Source organism: Allobaculum fili (assembly GCF_020969955.1).
In the GTDB taxonomy this organism is placed as follows: Bacteria; Bacillota_I; Bacilli_A; order Erysipelotrichales; family Erysipelotrichaceae; genus Allobaculum; species Allobaculum fili.
In genome coordinates, this window is sequence record NZ_JAHDSX010000008.1 from 19,802 (window position 1) to 34,917 (window position 15,116).

At 48.2% G+C, this 15,116-nt stretch carries 15 protein-coding genes; 9 read left to right on the top strand and 6 right to left on the bottom strand.

The annotated features are described in order from the left end of the window. The first annotated feature begins 111 nt into the window (after window positions 1–111). From Afil_RS03205 to Afil_RS03230, 6 genes are all read left to right on the top strand, one after another. A complete protein-coding gene (locus Afil_RS03205) occupies window positions 112–348 on the top strand; it encodes a hypothetical protein (protein WP_230267076.1) in 237 nt (78 codons plus the stop codon). A 42-nt stretch (window positions 349–390) separates the two neighbouring features. Continuing rightward, entirely contained in the window at window positions 391–579 is a 189-nt protein-coding gene (locus Afil_RS03210; protein ID WP_230267077.1) for a hypothetical protein, read from the top strand. Between the two features lie 39 nt (window positions 580–618). Then, the gene (locus tag Afil_RS03215; RefSeq protein WP_230267078.1) at window positions 619–1,047 is read left to right on the top strand and encodes a hypothetical protein; all 429 of its coding nucleotides are present in this window, start codon (window positions 619–621) and stop codon (window positions 1,045–1,047) included. Between the two features lie 47 nt (window positions 1,048–1,094). Next, the gene (locus Afil_RS03220; protein WP_230267079.1) at window positions 1,095–1,316 is read left to right on the top strand and encodes a hypothetical protein; all 222 of its coding nucleotides are present in this window, start codon (window positions 1,095–1,097) and stop codon (window positions 1,314–1,316) included. A 290-nt stretch (window positions 1,317–1,606) separates the two neighbouring features. Beyond that, the gene (locus Afil_RS03225; protein ID WP_230267080.1) at window positions 1,607–2,314 is read left to right on the top strand and encodes a hypothetical protein; all 708 of its coding nucleotides are present in this window, start codon (window positions 1,607–1,609) and stop codon (window positions 2,312–2,314) included. After that, window positions 2,305–2,604 carry a hypothetical protein gene (locus tag Afil_RS03230; protein ID WP_230267081.1) on the top strand — a complete coding sequence of 100 codons (300 nt, stop codon included), beginning with the start codon at window positions 2,305–2,307 and terminating at the stop codon, window positions 2,602–2,604. Before Afil_RS03225 ends, Afil_RS03230 begins: the two co-directional genes overlap by 10 nt. Before the next feature lie 243 nt (window positions 2,605–2,847). Here Afil_RS03230 and Afil_RS03235 read toward each other — a convergent pair whose 3' ends face one another. After that, the gene (locus Afil_RS03235; RefSeq protein WP_230267082.1) at window positions 2,848–3,381 is read right to left on the bottom strand and encodes a hypothetical protein; all 534 of its coding nucleotides are present in this window, start codon (window positions 3,379–3,381) and stop codon (window positions 2,848–2,850) included. A gap of 521 nt (window positions 3,382–3,902) precedes the next feature. On the opposite strand from Afil_RS03235, the gene Afil_RS03240 reads away from it, so the two are divergent. The 3 genes from Afil_RS03240 (at window position 3,903) to Afil_RS03250 (ending at window position 5,675) form a co-directional block, all read left to right on the top strand. Continuing rightward, window positions 3,903–4,826 carry an AEC family transporter gene (locus Afil_RS03240; RefSeq protein WP_230267083.1) on the top strand — a complete coding sequence of 308 codons (924 nt, stop codon included), beginning with the start codon at window positions 3,903–3,905 and terminating at the stop codon, window positions 4,824–4,826. An 86-nt stretch (window positions 4,827–4,912) separates the two neighbouring features. Then, window positions 4,913–5,191, top strand: coding sequence for a hypothetical protein (locus Afil_RS03245; RefSeq protein WP_230267084.1), 279 nt, complete (start codon window positions 4,913–4,915; stop codon window positions 5,189–5,191). A gap of 184 nt (window positions 5,192–5,375) precedes the next feature. Continuing rightward, window positions 5,376–5,675 (top strand): hypothetical protein, encoded by a 300-nt coding sequence (locus Afil_RS03250; RefSeq protein ID WP_230267085.1) that lies wholly within the window; start codon window positions 5,376–5,378, stop codon window positions 5,673–5,675. 234 nt (window positions 5,676–5,909) lie between these two features. Here the strand turns inward: Afil_RS03250 and Afil_RS03255 are convergent, their stop codons facing one another. The 5 genes from Afil_RS03255 to Afil_RS03275 form a co-directional block, all read right to left on the bottom strand. Beyond that, window positions 5,910–7,295, bottom strand: a complete 1,386-nt coding sequence (locus Afil_RS03255; protein ID WP_230267086.1) for a hypothetical protein — start codon at window positions 7,293–7,295, stop codon at window positions 5,910–5,912. 341 nt (window positions 7,296–7,636) lie between these two features. Then, complete coding sequence (locus tag Afil_RS03260) at window positions 7,637–9,184, bottom strand: ATP-binding protein (RefSeq protein WP_230267087.1); 1,548 nt, start codon at window positions 9,182–9,184, stop codon at window positions 7,637–7,639. 775 nt (window positions 9,185–9,959) lie between these two features. Next, complete coding sequence (locus tag Afil_RS03265) at window positions 9,960–10,478, bottom strand: hypothetical protein (RefSeq protein WP_230267088.1); 519 nt, start codon at window positions 10,476–10,478, stop codon at window positions 9,960–9,962. 288 nt (window positions 10,479–10,766) lie between these two features. Continuing rightward, entirely contained in the window at window positions 10,767–12,188 is a 1,422-nt protein-coding gene (locus Afil_RS03270; RefSeq protein WP_230267089.1) for an MFS transporter, read from the bottom strand. Window positions 12,189–12,340: 152 nt separating this feature from the next. Further along, a complete protein-coding gene (locus tag Afil_RS03275) occupies window positions 12,341–14,629 on the bottom strand; it encodes a glycoside hydrolase family 2 protein (protein WP_230267090.1) in 2,289 nt (762 codons plus the stop codon). Window positions 14,630–15,116: the final 487 nt, after the last annotated feature.

A 15,116-nucleotide genomic window follows, 5' to 3' on the forward strand; every position in this document is an offset into this window, starting at 1 on the left:
TATGCGGATTTTGCTTCTTTTTGAAAGAATGATGTGATCTTTTACTATTGTCGTTATTACTTTGAATTGTAACTGTTAACTAAATGGAAGATCCCGGAAAGGAAGAAAAATATGAAGAACAGCTACAGATTCAGGGGCATCTGCCTGATCAGCGTCATGGCTCTGTCAGGATGTGCTCAGACTTCTTCAGCCGATCAGCAGGAGCGTCCCGCCCAGAATGAAGACAGCCTCCTTGCCGCCAGTCAAAGTGAAGAAAGCTCCTTTTCAAATCCTTTTGAAAGCACAGGGCGGTCACAAAGTACAGTGGACTGGCAAATCGGCCGCTATGAAGTTCAAAAATCTCTGTAAGCCTATTCCGACTTTAAAGACGGGAAAGGGTTTGGTGTAATCATGCCTACCTATTCCGGAGGCGACATGGTCGATATCGTGAAATTTGTTTCCGAAGGCAACTCTGTCTGGGCACAGACGAAGGAAGACTTCTGGATCTGTACAAGCGATGCCGGAGGGACGTACCTGATGAGCTGGACAGACGAAGATGAGGTTCGCCAGAACATGATGGATCGAATCGGCGGTGTCTAGCACGGCAATCAGGCGGAATGGGTCTTCCGTGATAATGAAGTGGAAGTGACTCTTGATGACAGCAATGGTTTCCACTCTGGCGAACGGGACAGTACCCTGTGGAGCATTCGGGATGAGAACTCCATCTATTTTCGAGATGTCATTTTTAACACTACCACCCTGCCCGATGGCGATCTGCTGCTTGAAGAAACGCAGGGAATTAACACCTTTCGTCTAAGAAGAAACCTTCCCGATCCTGGCACAAATATTCTGACCAGCGATCTCGAAGGATATTCCGAACCCGATCTGGCATCGGATACAGACAGCGGTCTGAAATTTCCAGCAGGCGCTTCCGTTCTGCTTGCGGCTTTCACTGTAGACCTGGACGGCAATCTCTGGGGATACTGCTACACTCCAGGTACATTCACCCCTGAGGTATGGCTGCTTTGTCAGGAAGCGAATGGATACTGGAATATCCGTGGACGATAGAAAGGAAAAATGCAGAAAATGAAGCGAATGAAAAAGCGGTACTGCTCATGATGGTTCTGACGATGACTGGATGTACTTCAGCAAAACCAAAAGATACTTCTGCTCAGCCAGAGGAACAGCAGTCTTTCACGCAGCCGACAGCGAGCGCAGAAGAAAATTCGAATAAAACGGTTTTTGCTGCTAAAGCAGATTTGGGAAAACTGGATGAACATCCCAAACGCTTTCAGGATCAGGGATGGATTATCAAAAAGGACGGTCTGTATGGATAAGTCGATCAGAATGGAGAAACCGTCGTCGACTGTCAGTACAAAAATATGCAGTATTTCACCGGCCCAATTTTTCTCATATTGAATCCCGTCTTCTGATCAATGACGACGATTGGGATCACTCCGCCCTGCTTCCTACAGCGCTGCCGCCAGAAGGCGCGTTTGGAGGAGGCGGCACGGCCCAGACGCAGCGCTACTATCTGACAGACGACCACAGCGTCATTCTCAGAGATTATACGGGGGCTCTGCTCAGTTCTCCGACCTTCGCGCCGTCTGCGATGATGCGTCTCCGTATGGATGGTACAGAAGTGGAGGATGAAGCCAGCTCAGAATACTACCTATGGCTGCCGGAATTCGATCAGATCAGCGGGCCGTACAGTCCAGACCAGGCACTCTGTCTGGGTCAGGAAACAACAGCGAGCGGACAGTCAACCGCCTATATAAGACAGGAATTATCGAATCTGCTTTGCATTCACGCCGGTCAAGAGTATATGCTGCTCAATGCCCGCGTAAATAAGGCCGTCCTTGGCTTTGACCAGGGCGACTTTGTGGACTTCGATGCCATTGCCGGCAAAACCGGCGAAACCTGGTATTTGTTTGATGAAAATCTTGATCCGATCTATTGCGCCGACATTGAGAGCGGCGCTATGCCGATCGGTTCCAATGTTCCGATTCTCCAAAACGGAACCTGGCAGCTTGTGGATCTTAATGAGCTGCAGAATGCCAGTTATTCCAGCACTAAAGAACCCGAAATCGTAGAGCCCTATTTTGAAAAAAAGAACCAGACAGCACTTGCCGGTTATCTGACCAATTACGATATGACGATACGCAGCCAGCCTGACCGTTCTTCCGCAGACACAGGTCTCTGCAGGGCAGGACATTATCTTCTTGTTCAGGAAACCTCGCAGGCCAAAGACGGATCGTTATGGGGCAAACTCTGGGATGGTCGGTATATCTGTCTGCAGGATGATGAGTATATGTACGCGCGCCAGTGGATCTGACGTGTTCCGATACGAGCACTTTTGAAGAACGTTTTGAGGATATTATTATCGACCACTATATGTGGCTGAACGAACCTTCTGGATTCTATTCCTGTATCACAGATGTTCAGCAGAACGGCCCTGTATTCACCTGTACCCTTCGTTATTCGGACGGTGAGGAAGAAGTCGCAAGGCGCAAAGCAGCCGGCCTCATGGTCTCCGCAAACGTTGCCGTGATGGACGTGTATGTCAACGTTTCAACCGGTGCTGTGAGCGATTCACTGCATCAGGATGACTGGAACTTCAAATAAAAGCCAATCCAGCCGGAGTTCGGATTTTGCAGATCCGAACTTCGTTTTTTCCTTGTCCTGTCTTTCGTTAAAAACAAAAAAAACGGATGAATGGAAAGCGTAAAGGCAGCAAGAACGGCCAAACGAGGCCCTCAGCTGCTGCATTTACTGTTTTCATTCATCCGACTTTCTCAGAACGACAGGCTTGTGCAGCTGTGTCCAGCGAAAGAAAGCGCAAATTTCTAAGTAAGAATTCGCGGAAGATTATGGCTTCAGCGCACTGAACTGATCCATGAGAAATTTCTTGGTGGTTACGGAATTGGTGAAGGCCGCATAGATGCATTTGCCCTGCTGACGAATCAGCCAGCTGGTTTCCGGCATGGCAATCCAAACTTCCTGAATATGCTCCCCTTCTTTTGAAAGCTCATAGGCGCTTTCTTCTTTTGGAAGGAGATACGCAAACGCTTTGCCGGCGGCTTCTTCGTCCGCAAACCAGGCGCAGACAATCCCCATTTTTTCACCTTGTTCGGTAGAGTACTGCCCCATAGTCAGGTTTGTGGGGGTACTATCTCCAAAAATCGAGGTGCTGCCTGGCTGTCCGACTTCCACATACCATTCGGCATTGGAAAGTATGGAATTCAGGGTGTTCTGATCCAGGACCGGAACAAGATCGGCTTTTGCGACCGATACGGACGAAACCGAAGATTGGGAAGAAAGAGAAGATGAACGATCCGAATGAGAAGAACAGCCGCCAAGAACGAGCAGACCGCCTAAGAGGCATACGGGAATTCGTTTCATTTTCTTTCCTCCTTTCACACTGAGATGCCAACAGGGTTTGCGAACCCCTGAAAGCGGGAATAGTTTTTTATACCCCGTTTTCTTTTCGAAAAGCGGGCCTCACCTATTTTATAGAATTTCTTTAAGAAAATCATCCTATCCGTTTTTCCGGTCCTGACCAGGCTCCTTACATTCTGTTTGCATCCTGGCAGAACGTTTAAAATACAGATCTCTTCATTAAAGGGATACAAATTCATTCCCTTCCTTTTCTCCTTGCAAACACCATTTCTAAGCCTCTTACGCGTCTTTATTTCGTCTGAATTGTGCTGCCGTCCCCGGATCTGATAAAGCATCGGATCCCGCATAAATCGGGAAATACGAATCCGTTTTCTGCAAATTTCCAGATTTCATTTTAAAGGTGAGGTATACGCGCTAGATTAATACCATATTCATTTTTTTGATTCCAATCCATTCATTTTTTTGATTCCAATCCGCAATAAGAGAGAGGTCACTCGTCTTTTGGCGGAACTTCTGGAGGTTTTATGATTGAGCTTCAAATCCAGCTTCTTGCCTTTTTGCTGATCGGGTATTTTCTGGGAAAGCGAAAGATCATTTCCCGATCTGGTGCGACGCAGATCAATGCCCTGGTCATGAATCTGATTCTTCCCTGCTCCATTTTTCATTCGTTTCAGACCGCGCTGACGACAGAAATTCTGCAGTCTACCTTTTCCATTCTGATCATTGCGATCCTCAGCCAGATTCTGTTCATCTTTCTGTCGAGATGGATCTGGAAATGCGTATCCGATCCGGGAAAGCGTCTGAATCTTGAATACGGTACGGTATCCAATAATGCGGGGACGCTTGGACTTGTCGTCGGCCAGGCCGCTTTCGGGCAGGAAGGCGCTTTGTATACGTCGATTTATGCCATTCCCCTTCGCATTGTGATGTGGTCCTATGGACTGATGCTCTACAATTCGAAAAGCACCGTACGCTTTTCTGCGCTTCTGAAGAAAACCCTGACCAATCCATGCATGATCGCCATTTTCGCGGGAATTTTGATGATGACTGCTCAGAGTTTCGGATGGGTTCTGCCCGCTATGCTCGACAAAATCATCGCTTCCATCGGCAGCTGCAATACCGTACTGATCATGCTCGTGATCGGGATCATTCTTTCGGATATTTCCGTAAAGGATCTTTTTGAACCTTCCGTTCTTCTCTATACTGCTTTGCGTCTGGTGATCATTCCTGCCGTCTGCCTGATGATCCTCGCTCTTCTTCACGTTTGTGCCATGCCTCTGATGATCGTAACGCTGGAAATGGCCATGCCGGCACCGGTGACAATGGCCATGCTTTCGCAGAAATATCAGGTCAATGAAGCCTTCGCCAGCAAGATGATTTTCCTCTCTACCGTTCTTTCGATGGTCACGCTCCCCGCCTGGACCGCCCTGCTCAAGCTCTGGTCCTAGCCGATTCCAGTCAGGCATTAGAAAGAGTTTTTCCTGATGGGAAGACTAGAATATTCGTGTAAGGAAGAAAGCGAGGCTTTATACCTATGAATAAAGATATTGTTCTTGAAACACAGTCTGAGCTGACACGTCCAGCCGTTGATCTGGCTGAGGAAATCTATAACCACCTGATCAAGGCACAGTCCGTTCTGGATCTCGTCAGCAATTCCATCGAAGAAAAGAACGCCGATAATAAACTGGATCTGGCATCCGAACTCAACTCCCTGGTTGCGGTATACGATGAACTCGAGCATGCTCTGGGTGACAGCGAGTCCGTTCTGAAAGCACTCAAGGAAGACGAAAAAGTCGACGAAAAGAACGCGTAGGTTCCCTGTCGCTGCGAAAATCCAATCACAGATTCTGCTCCCTTACGGGAGCTTTTCTTTTGCGCCATGGAAATCCGCTCTGCTGTGACAAAGGCGGCCATTGTTTCCAAACACGATTTTGAGTTAGGCGTTCTGATTATTCCCTTGTATGATAAGGGTTAGGAAAGAAAAGAAAAAACCTCTCTTGAAAGGCATTGTGAACGCCACCCTTCTGGCTGTCGTTATCTATTTCTGCGTACTAGGTGTACGGGCTTCCAACGTGCTTTCCTTTATCCCCTTTTTAAACAGCTTCATTCAGTCCATTCCGCAGGCCAAACTGATTACGGTCTGCTTTCTTTGCGGCATCCTGTATCTATCGATCAACTGCTTCAGCAAGCTCGCTTCTTCGATTATCGCCGGCGCCGCCATTTTCATTGTGCTGTTCTGGTATAAAGATCTTCTTCCCGCATTATGGACATCTTTGCAGACTTTTCTGGCTGGCTGATCCCAGCTTTTTTTGTGCCTTTCAACAGCTCATTAAGCGATATATTAGCGCTTCTGCAAAATGCAGTCCTGTTGCAAGGAATCGTTCAATCCTGAAAATTTGGGCATAAGGAGGCATTCTTTCCCAATGCATAAGAAAAGCGGGCGACTGGTTTACTGGCCAGCCGCCCGCTTTGGTTTTGAAATGGAATTTCGATCCTTCGACAAGGATTAGTAACAAGTTTTAAGCCTGAAATCAGTTTCCCTGATCGTTATGAAGACCAAAGGAACTTGCAGCGGCGTTGGCTGCTTCATCGCGCGGTGCAAGACGTGCAGCGTGCTGCTCGTGTTTGGAAGAATTTCCCGATTCTGGATCTTCTGCAGGATGGCTGAATTCTGTCTCTTCTTTGACAGCTGCCGATTCTTCGATCTCAATTTCCTTGCCGCTGGTCAGAGTTTCCAGATCGGTCTGCTCTACTGCAGCGACATCTGTTTCTTCTTCGGCCGTTTTCGTCAGATCCGGTTTTCCATCCGATTTGGCTGGTTTGTCTGGATCCGGATTGTTTGCAGCCGGATTGTTTGCAGCAGGTTGTGCGTGCAGCGCGTACGGATTGATGGATTCCGGCTTTTTCTCTTCAGAAACCGGCGTCGCTTTCTTTTCTGATGCCGCATGGTCTGATGTGGGAATAACCGGTAAAGGATTCGAAGCCGGAGCAGAATTCACTTCTTCTCTGACTGGAGGAACGGCCTGTCCGCCGTTTGGAACAGGATGATTCGGATTCATCACTGGAGGAGCCATTGGAGCTTCTGTGGAAGGCTTTGTGTCCATGAGAATTTTTACCATGGCAGCGTAGCGATAGATCAGTGCGAATACGCAGATCGCCACGCAAAGGACGATGAGAAATGACATGATCAGAACGACCAGTACGGCCGGCAGGCCCAGAAGAGCTGCAAGCAGAATCAGTACGACGGCAAGCGCAACGCTGATCGCGACTATAGCCAGCGGAACAAGGCCAAGCTTCAGGCATTCGGAGACGGACGGCTTATAGCCTTTATTCTCATTTGCGATGGCACCGAGCTTATACAGACCGTAATACTCGATCGTCACGGTGAAAATATTCAGCGCTAGGAAGAGGAAGACCATCAGAAGAATCAGAACGGTCGCTCCGCCCAGCATTCCTGAAAACGGATCATTTAAAAAGTAATACAGATAATATTCGATCGAGCCATAGCCCAGAAGGGAGGCAATCAGGACGATAAACACGCCGCAGAATACGCCGATCAGCAGTTCGACCACAAACGGAATTGCGAGAAACCAGATCAGATAGGTACCCGCGAACGTTTTCAGATTTTTCCACGGATATTCGAAAAACGCAGTAATCATCTGCTGAAAATCCATCGGTTTCTGATCCACAACGGTCTCCTTGAGAATGTGGAAGGCAGATACAACCAGGAAGTAGCTGACGCAGAAGTTCAGCACAGACAGAAAAAACGTTAAGAAGCTGGACTTGCCAAAGATCCAGTTCAGCAGCAGGCTCCACAGGCCCATGAGAAAACTGACTGCAACGGCCAGTCCAATAAACAGGAAGAAACTTTTCTTCTGTTTCATCGCCTGATTCCAGGCGGATTTGAAACTCGTCATAAAACACCTTTCTTGTCCTTAAATCTCAGGACGAATAATTATAGGATGAGTTCATTTTACTTGGGATCTTTAAAGAACTCGTTAAAAATACATAAATTTATGAAAACACTTTACATTCTCCTGAAGATTGCCTGCGATATTTCTTTTGTCCAATCCTGTTTATAATTCACCCTATTTTTGTTTCAGCGGCATTCTCGTTTTAATTTCTGACGACGATTCATATGGAATCTGTAGCATAGAAAAAGCCGCTCGATCCGAATGCAGATCGTCAAGAGACGATGCACGCGCAAATCGAGCGGCTGTTTTGTTTCACAATAAGAGAAAAGCGGCGAAGAAGCGACTCAGGCCTGAGCGACTGTTCCAGAAAGATCGGCGACTGGCAGTTCAAGAATGAACACAGCGCCGTGCTTTCCGTCTTCCCGGTTGCGGGCCTGGATCGACCCGCCATGCGCTTTCATGATGGAATCGCAGATCGGCAAACCAAGTCCATAGCCGCGAATGGCTTTCTTATTTTTCGCCTTCGTCGTATAGAACATTTCAAAAATCTTATCGAGTTCCGCCTGGGAAAGACCATCGCCAAAATCCCGGATGAGAATTTCGGCCCTCGCTGGATTTCCTTTTGAGCGGCGAATGACGATTTCGATCGGCATGTCGACCGGCGAATACTTGTTGGCGTTATCGATCAGGTTGATCACGACCTGCTTGAGCAGCGAAGGATCGAGCTTGCAGGCGATCAGCTCGTCGGTATAAATCTTGTTGAGCTTGCGTTCCGGCAGTCGAATTTCCATCGTTTCCACAGCCGAATCTACGACTTCTTCCAAAATGTTGACCTGTGCCTTGATGGCGAAGTTGCTGTTCTGAAGCTTGGTTAAGGACAGAACGTTCTGGACGAGATTATAAAGCCAGATTGTTTCCTTTCGAATGTTATGGGCCATCTCGTACGGCGATGTTCCCGGTTCGAGCTCTTCCATAAGTACTTCCGCGGTTCCGGAAATGCCGGCCAGCGGCGTTCGCAGATCGTGCGAGATGGAGCGCAGCAGGTTGGTGCGATAGCGTTCCTGGCTGACCAGATGCTGGTCGTGCTGCTGAATACGCGCCAGGATGATTTTGTCAAAGGCAATAGCGGCTGTTTCGACCATCGTAGAAACCATCTGAATGTCCAGAGGAGTCATGCGATGAATCGTCTCGACGGGAATGGCGACCGCGGCGATGACTTTTCCGTTCTGGGAATACATCGGCCATTCGTACTGTGTTTCGTTAACGTAATAGCCTTTTGCCGGACGGCTTTTATATTCCGCAAAATCGCGATCGACATTCGTCACAGCCTCCTTATTCAGTCGGGAGTCTTCAAGAAGAACAAACGTGCGCAGCGGAACTTCGTTTTCGTCAAACTGAAGCATGCGGCAGTCGGTCTGAAATACGCTGGCTATATTGGTAAGGGTAATTTCGATGGCAGCATCGATGGACATCTCGCCGGAAAGGTCTCTGGCGAGATGATAGAGAACGTTCGTTTCCTCTTCCCACTTGCGGGCAAGGACTTCCCCTTCCTTGACTTTGCTGGTGATGGAAGAAATCAGTATGGAAACGATAAAGATGACACTGGCGGCCAGAATGAAATAGGGAGAAATCGGAGCCAGAGAGTAATGCGGTACGCTAATGAAGAAATTATAGGCGAACGTGCAGATCAGCGCAGAGAGAATTCCATACGCGTAACCGGTGCTAACGGAAGCGCAGATCACGACGACAAGCATGTAAATGCAGACGATGGTTTCTGCCGGGGCGCCGGTTTCGCGAAGCAGCTGTCCGATCAGAATGCCTGCCGCACAGACAGCCAGAGTGACCAGAACCTGAAAAAAGCGTTGAACGGCAGGGCTGCTGGACTTTTTCATTGCCACCCCTCCTTTTCTTCCTTCCAGTTTTTATCCGTTCTTTACATTCAATATAATCTTTAATTATTACAGACGCCATAAAATGACGGTCAAAATGCCGGTATCTAAGAAAAATGCGTATTTCCCGTTCAGGAATCATGATTTTCGCAGAAATGAGACGCGCTTTCCTAAGGAAAAGAAAACATTACGGATTTGGATTATTTTAAACGACGGATTACTGAATATTATTCTGTAAAAGAATTGAATTCAGAAAACGCTTTTTCTGAACTGGACGATTTGAACCGCTGTTTTTGCCTCACTGGCAGTGTTCAGTATAGATAGACAAAAAGAAAATTTTCTGACGCCCGGAGTCTGTTTTTTTCTTACGGCAGGATAAATCTTTCATAAATTCCATAACGGAACCCCCTCATTTTTTCAGAGGAAACCCACCGAAAAATGTAAAGAAAATCATACACGCAGGGCGATGAAAAATAACGGTCAGGATTCAGAGTTTACAGGGAATCTAAAGGAATTTCCAGACCTTTCAGTCAAAGAAATTCACTTTTGCATACCGAATGGAAACCGATAATCTCCCATGGACAGATCTGCTTTTCCTGCCCTGGTCCGACGATCAGGCAAACCCGTATTTTTCGATTGGATCCGGGTTGTATTTGCGGGCATCTTCTGTCTGTTGAACAGAAACGAAAACAGCGAAGAGACGGTTTGCATACGCTCTTCGCTGTTTAACTTCTTAGCGGGATCCGGCAGGCAGTTCCGGCATGCCGATCGTTTCTTCTTACTGCTGTTCTCCGGTGAAAACGACTTTCTTGTCGTCGCCGCGGCCGTAGGCAATCGCATCTTTCACGTATTTCTGATAGGTGGCGCCCATGCGGTCTTCGTATTCGACAAAGGAAAGATCAAAGCCGTTGTCTTCGAAGTACTGCGCAGCCGCATACGCTGCTGCGGCTTCGCTGCCGGCGAGAACCGTCATCATAATGACACGCGGAAAGCCGCGGTATTCTTCGGTACAGATTTCCTTGAAGGCTTCCGCTTCGGTCATGGAATGATAGGCAGTCGGAATGTTATTGGTCTCGAGCAGTACCTTTTTCATATTATCTGGGTTGTCGAGATACAGACCGACCTGCTGGTAGCAGTAATCAAGAAGTTCCTGATAGGTGTGCACATCCGCCATGCCGGAAGCTTTGGAGCTGATCGCCTTGTAATTGGCTTCCATCGCTTTATACGTATCCGCGATGACCTGCTTTAAGATCTCTTCACTTAAAGCTTCGCGAATTGATTTTTGAATTTGTTCCATCCTGGTTTCCCTCCTGTCTTCTATGATAAATCGCCCATCTGACTTTTTGCTTTACTTTGACCTTTTCGAATTGCGTCCGAAGTTTCGCTCAAAGACGGGCCACAAGCGGCAAAGCAAGCAGACCGGAGAGGCGGACAACGCACTAAACGCGACAAGAAGACAGGCTAGAGGAAAAGGCATGAACATTCACAGCCGCAGGTAAACCTGCTGCGAAGTTCTGGAGATCCAAAAAAGGCATTCGCCTTTTCAGGGAACGCCTTCAGTGAGAATTCAGTTTGTGCAATCGAATTACTTCGAAGCCTGTGCTCTTTCGTGGAGCGCTTCTTTGATTTCGAGTACTTTCTTCTTGCCCAGCGGGTACCAGAAGATGAGGATCAGAGCGATCAGAATGTAGCAGATGCCAGGAACCAGAGTCGCAACGCTGTAGATGCTGTTGAGAACTTCCGGAGTCTGCGTAACAACCTGACCAGCTGTGGAAGACTGGTAGCCGATCCAGGTCAGTACGAAACCGCCAAGGCCGCCGGCCAGAGCCTGACCGATTTTACGAGCGAAGGAGTATACGCCGTAGATGGTACCGCCATCGTTGTGGCCTGTTTTATACGTCTGGTAGTCAATGATGTCGGTGATGAACGCCCAGATCATCAGGTTGAACAGACCGGATCCCATGTTTGCAAAGAGCAGGAATCCAACAAATACCCATGGGTTGGAAATCTTCAGGAAGAACATGATCAGATACAGGGCGCCGGCAAAAATCAGGGCAGCGGATGCAGATTCTTTCTTACCGAATTTTTTGGTCAGCGTTCCGGAGAACGGAGCCAGAATCAGCGTGCAGGCTGTGGAAAGCAGACCGGCAGTGGACATTGCCGTGATATCACGGAAGTAGTCCTGGTAAAGATACATGTTGAAAGACTGAGTCAGAAGCATCGAGAGCAGCAGGAGAATGGCTGCAGCGATGATGGAAACGAGCGCGCGGTTTGTAGCGAGCGCTTTAACAATGTCACCCATCGTCTGTTTCTTGCCTTCCGGCTTATCTACAACGATGCGCTCTGTGGACCAGGAGTAGCAGAGGTAGTAGCAGATCAGAGCCAGTACCGCGAATACGCAGGCAACCATGAAGACTTTGTTGCCGTTCATAACCTGATCGCCGTCTGGCAGCTTGTCGTAGATGATCATCGGTGTCAGAGAACCAACGATAGCACCGGCGAACGCAGCGCCAAGGGAGCGGAAGGTAGAGAGAGAAGAACGCTGAACAGGATCGTCAGTCAGTACAGCAGCCATCGATCCGTAAGGAATGTTGATGGAGGTATACATGAAGCTTCCCCAGAGAATATAAGTAACGAAGATGTAAACAATTCGCCATGCCATAGGCAGGTTAGCTACCCATGGTACGAACAGAAGGATACCGGAGCATACCACCGGGATCATCATGCGTTTGATCCAAACGCGGTAGCGGCCGTCAGCGTGAGCGACAGCGCGGTCTACGAGCTGACCCATACCGATATCGGTGAAGGCATCAACACAGCGTGCTACGAGGAACAGAGTTCCGACAATGGCTCCCGATACACCCAGGACGTTTGTGTAGAAAATCGTCAGGAAGCTGGACGCCATGATAAAGAAGAAGTCGTTGCCTAAATCACCCATCATGTAGCCGATTTTGTCTTTCAGACCGAACGGCTTCAGGGTAATATTTGCAGGATTTTCAATTTTCATGCGATATAACCTTTCGTATTTAAGATGCGGATTGAATCAATCTGTAAGCCCGCCTTTTCCTGACTAGAGTTCTGGAGTCATCAGCAGCTCCGGCCAGGACGGCAGACGTAAAGCGGTAAAACGTGCGCATTAATGAAACTGCGGGATTACCCTTATTTCATAATTTTCTGAAGCTGAGAGTTGATGTAGTTGATCTTGCCTTCGAGCACTTTTGGATCCGGTGCCTGACCTCCAAAGCCAGTCATCATCGTGGCAAGATCCGAGAATTTCTTCGTTACAAACATGCCGAGCATAGCCGGTTTCATATTCATGTTGGCCAGGGAAGAAAGTCCGTTGGAAAGAACCAGCGTAGCTTCTTCGTTTTTGAGGATGTCGCCAAAGGTGTCTTCGAGGGAGTAGAAGTCCGGGTTGATGGTTACGGCTTCTACTTCATCCAGGTTCAGATCGTCGAACCAGTTGGTTACGCCGCCTGGGTTTTCATCCACGTAGATGTAGCTTTCTTCCGGTTCAGCCACTTTTTCAAAGACAGCACGGTCTGTCAGATTGCCGCACTGAACCGTGAAATGGTTTTCGCCGTCGTGCAGAGCAATGTCCTTGAACTCAACAACTTTCGCAGCAGGCAGAGAAGCTACTTCTTCGCCGTCGCGCAGCAGAACAACCGGAGCATTCTGGTTTGTGTAAACCTTGATATTGATGGTGTCTGTTGCACGGTTTCTGAAACGTTTGGAAGCGATGTGGATCATCGGTGTTTCAGACCAGTACGCCTGGTAAACAAAGTAGGAGTCTTTCTTGGTTTTGCGATCGAAGGTCATCAGACCTTTGTTGTTGCGGCCTTTTACTCCGCCTTCGTCACGGTTGTCCGCACCGAAGTCGAACATGTTCCAGATGTGAGTAGCCCACAGCCATGGACGCTCGTCGATCATTTTGGCCATGTGTTCGTGGTACAGAGCCTGATACTCTTCGGAGTAGTCGCCGCGGCAAGGCTTGTCGGAATGGAAGGAAATGTTGCCTTCGCAGCCGTATTCGGAAATACCGAGGGCACGTTCCGGGTAGTTTGCGTGGAATGTGTCGAACCAGCCGTCATTGTCTTCCACGGTTCCGCCGTACCAGCCGAAGTAATGGTTGTAGGAGAGGATATCCGTGAGCTGGTTGTGGTTGCTCGTCATAGGAAGCGGAGAAACCTGTGCCATTGTGGAAACACGGGTTTTATCCATTTCGTGAACGATGTCGTTCAGCTCGCAGAGGTGCTCGTAGAGACCTTCGTTTTCACCGCCGATGGTGATTTCGTTGGAAATGCCCCAGGTAACGATGGAAGGATGGTTGTAGTTCTGAACAATCAGCTCTCTCATCTGTTCTTTCGCGTTTTCGAAGGCGTTTTCGCCTGCGATTTCCGCGGAGATGAATGGAATTTCTGCCCATACGATCAGACCGAGTTCATCGCAGAGATCGTAGAATTCCTGAGCGTGCTGGTAGTGAGCCAGACGGATGGTGTTGGCGCCGAGTTCCTTGATCAGAAGCGCATCTTCCAGATGATCTTCGTAATCGAGTGCGTTGCCTTTGCTGGCACGGTCCTGGTGACGGCTCACGCCGCGCAGCGGAGTAAGAACACCGTTCAGGAAGAAGCCTTTCTGCGGATCTACGTGGAATTCACGGATACCGAGGCGGCCGGAAACTTCGTCAACCGTTTCGTTGTCTTCCATCACGCGGCATACAACGGTGTAGAGGTAAGGATCTTTTACGCCGTTCCAGAGGTGCGCGTTTTTCAGATCAAACTCGAAGGAAGTCGTTTCTTTCGCCGGTTTGGTCTGTGTTGCAGCAATGTTTCCTTCTTCGTCGTAGATGGTTACTTCTGCGCGGTTGATCTTTTTCGGATTCGTTACATAAGTGGTTACATTGACTTTTGCATCGTTGTTTTCGTTGAGGATTTTGGAATCCATTGCGAAGCCAGGTCCGCTCAGGTAATCCAGATCAAAGTGAGTGTCTTCCACAACGATCAGATCTACACCGCGGTAGAGGCCGCCGTAGAACGTGAAGTCCGCTGTCTGGGGGTAGATGTGATTTGCGGAGTTGTCCACTGCAGCGGTGATGATGTTGTCAGCACCGAGCTGCTTGTTGAGCAGATCTGTGATGTCGAAGCGGAAAGTGGAGTAGCCGCCTTCATGACGTCCGGCCTTCGTTCCGTTGACATAAATGTCTGCCGAGGAGTTTGCCCCTTTGAATTCGATGTAAACGCGGCTTCCCGGTTTCATTTCGAATGTCGGAACATCAATCGTGTAGTAGAAAGTTCCACGCTGATAATCCGAACCGCCGTCTGTTCCGTCATACTTGTTCCAAGTGTGAGGCAGATCTACCGAGTAAGCAGTTTCGGAAACTTCCACAAAATTTTTGGGAGCTTCTTTAGAGAACTGCCAGCCTTCGTTTAAGGTGAGGTAATTTCTCATGTTCTGTCCTTTCTGTACGTCTGTACTTGTTCTAAAAAGTTAAAGAGAAGTAAAGCTGAATGCTGCTGAGTGAAACAGCCTTGTAACCGCTTTTATTATTCCTGTTCATTAACTTTATGTTCACATTCTAAAAGTGCAAACGCTTTATCGAAATTGTTTAAATTGTGCCAAACATTGAATTTCTTGCGCCAGCTAAGGCGGGATTCCCACTGGATTTCCGTATTTGTCGACGTTTTGAATTTTAATTAGTTCTATTCGAGTTGTTTGATATCCGGATTGCACATCCAGGCCGCCGAAGTTGAACGGTGCTGGCCAGGGAAAGAAATGAAAGGGTTTGTCATTTTTGAAAAATGTGAACGTTTGTGCCGTTTTCTGGGGGTTATGTCCTTCCCAGAACGAACTGCATTTTGTGCCGATCGTTTCATTTTCCTGCGGTTCCGATTATAGTCGCTCCGTTTATAAAACTTAATTTATTTACATACTTTAT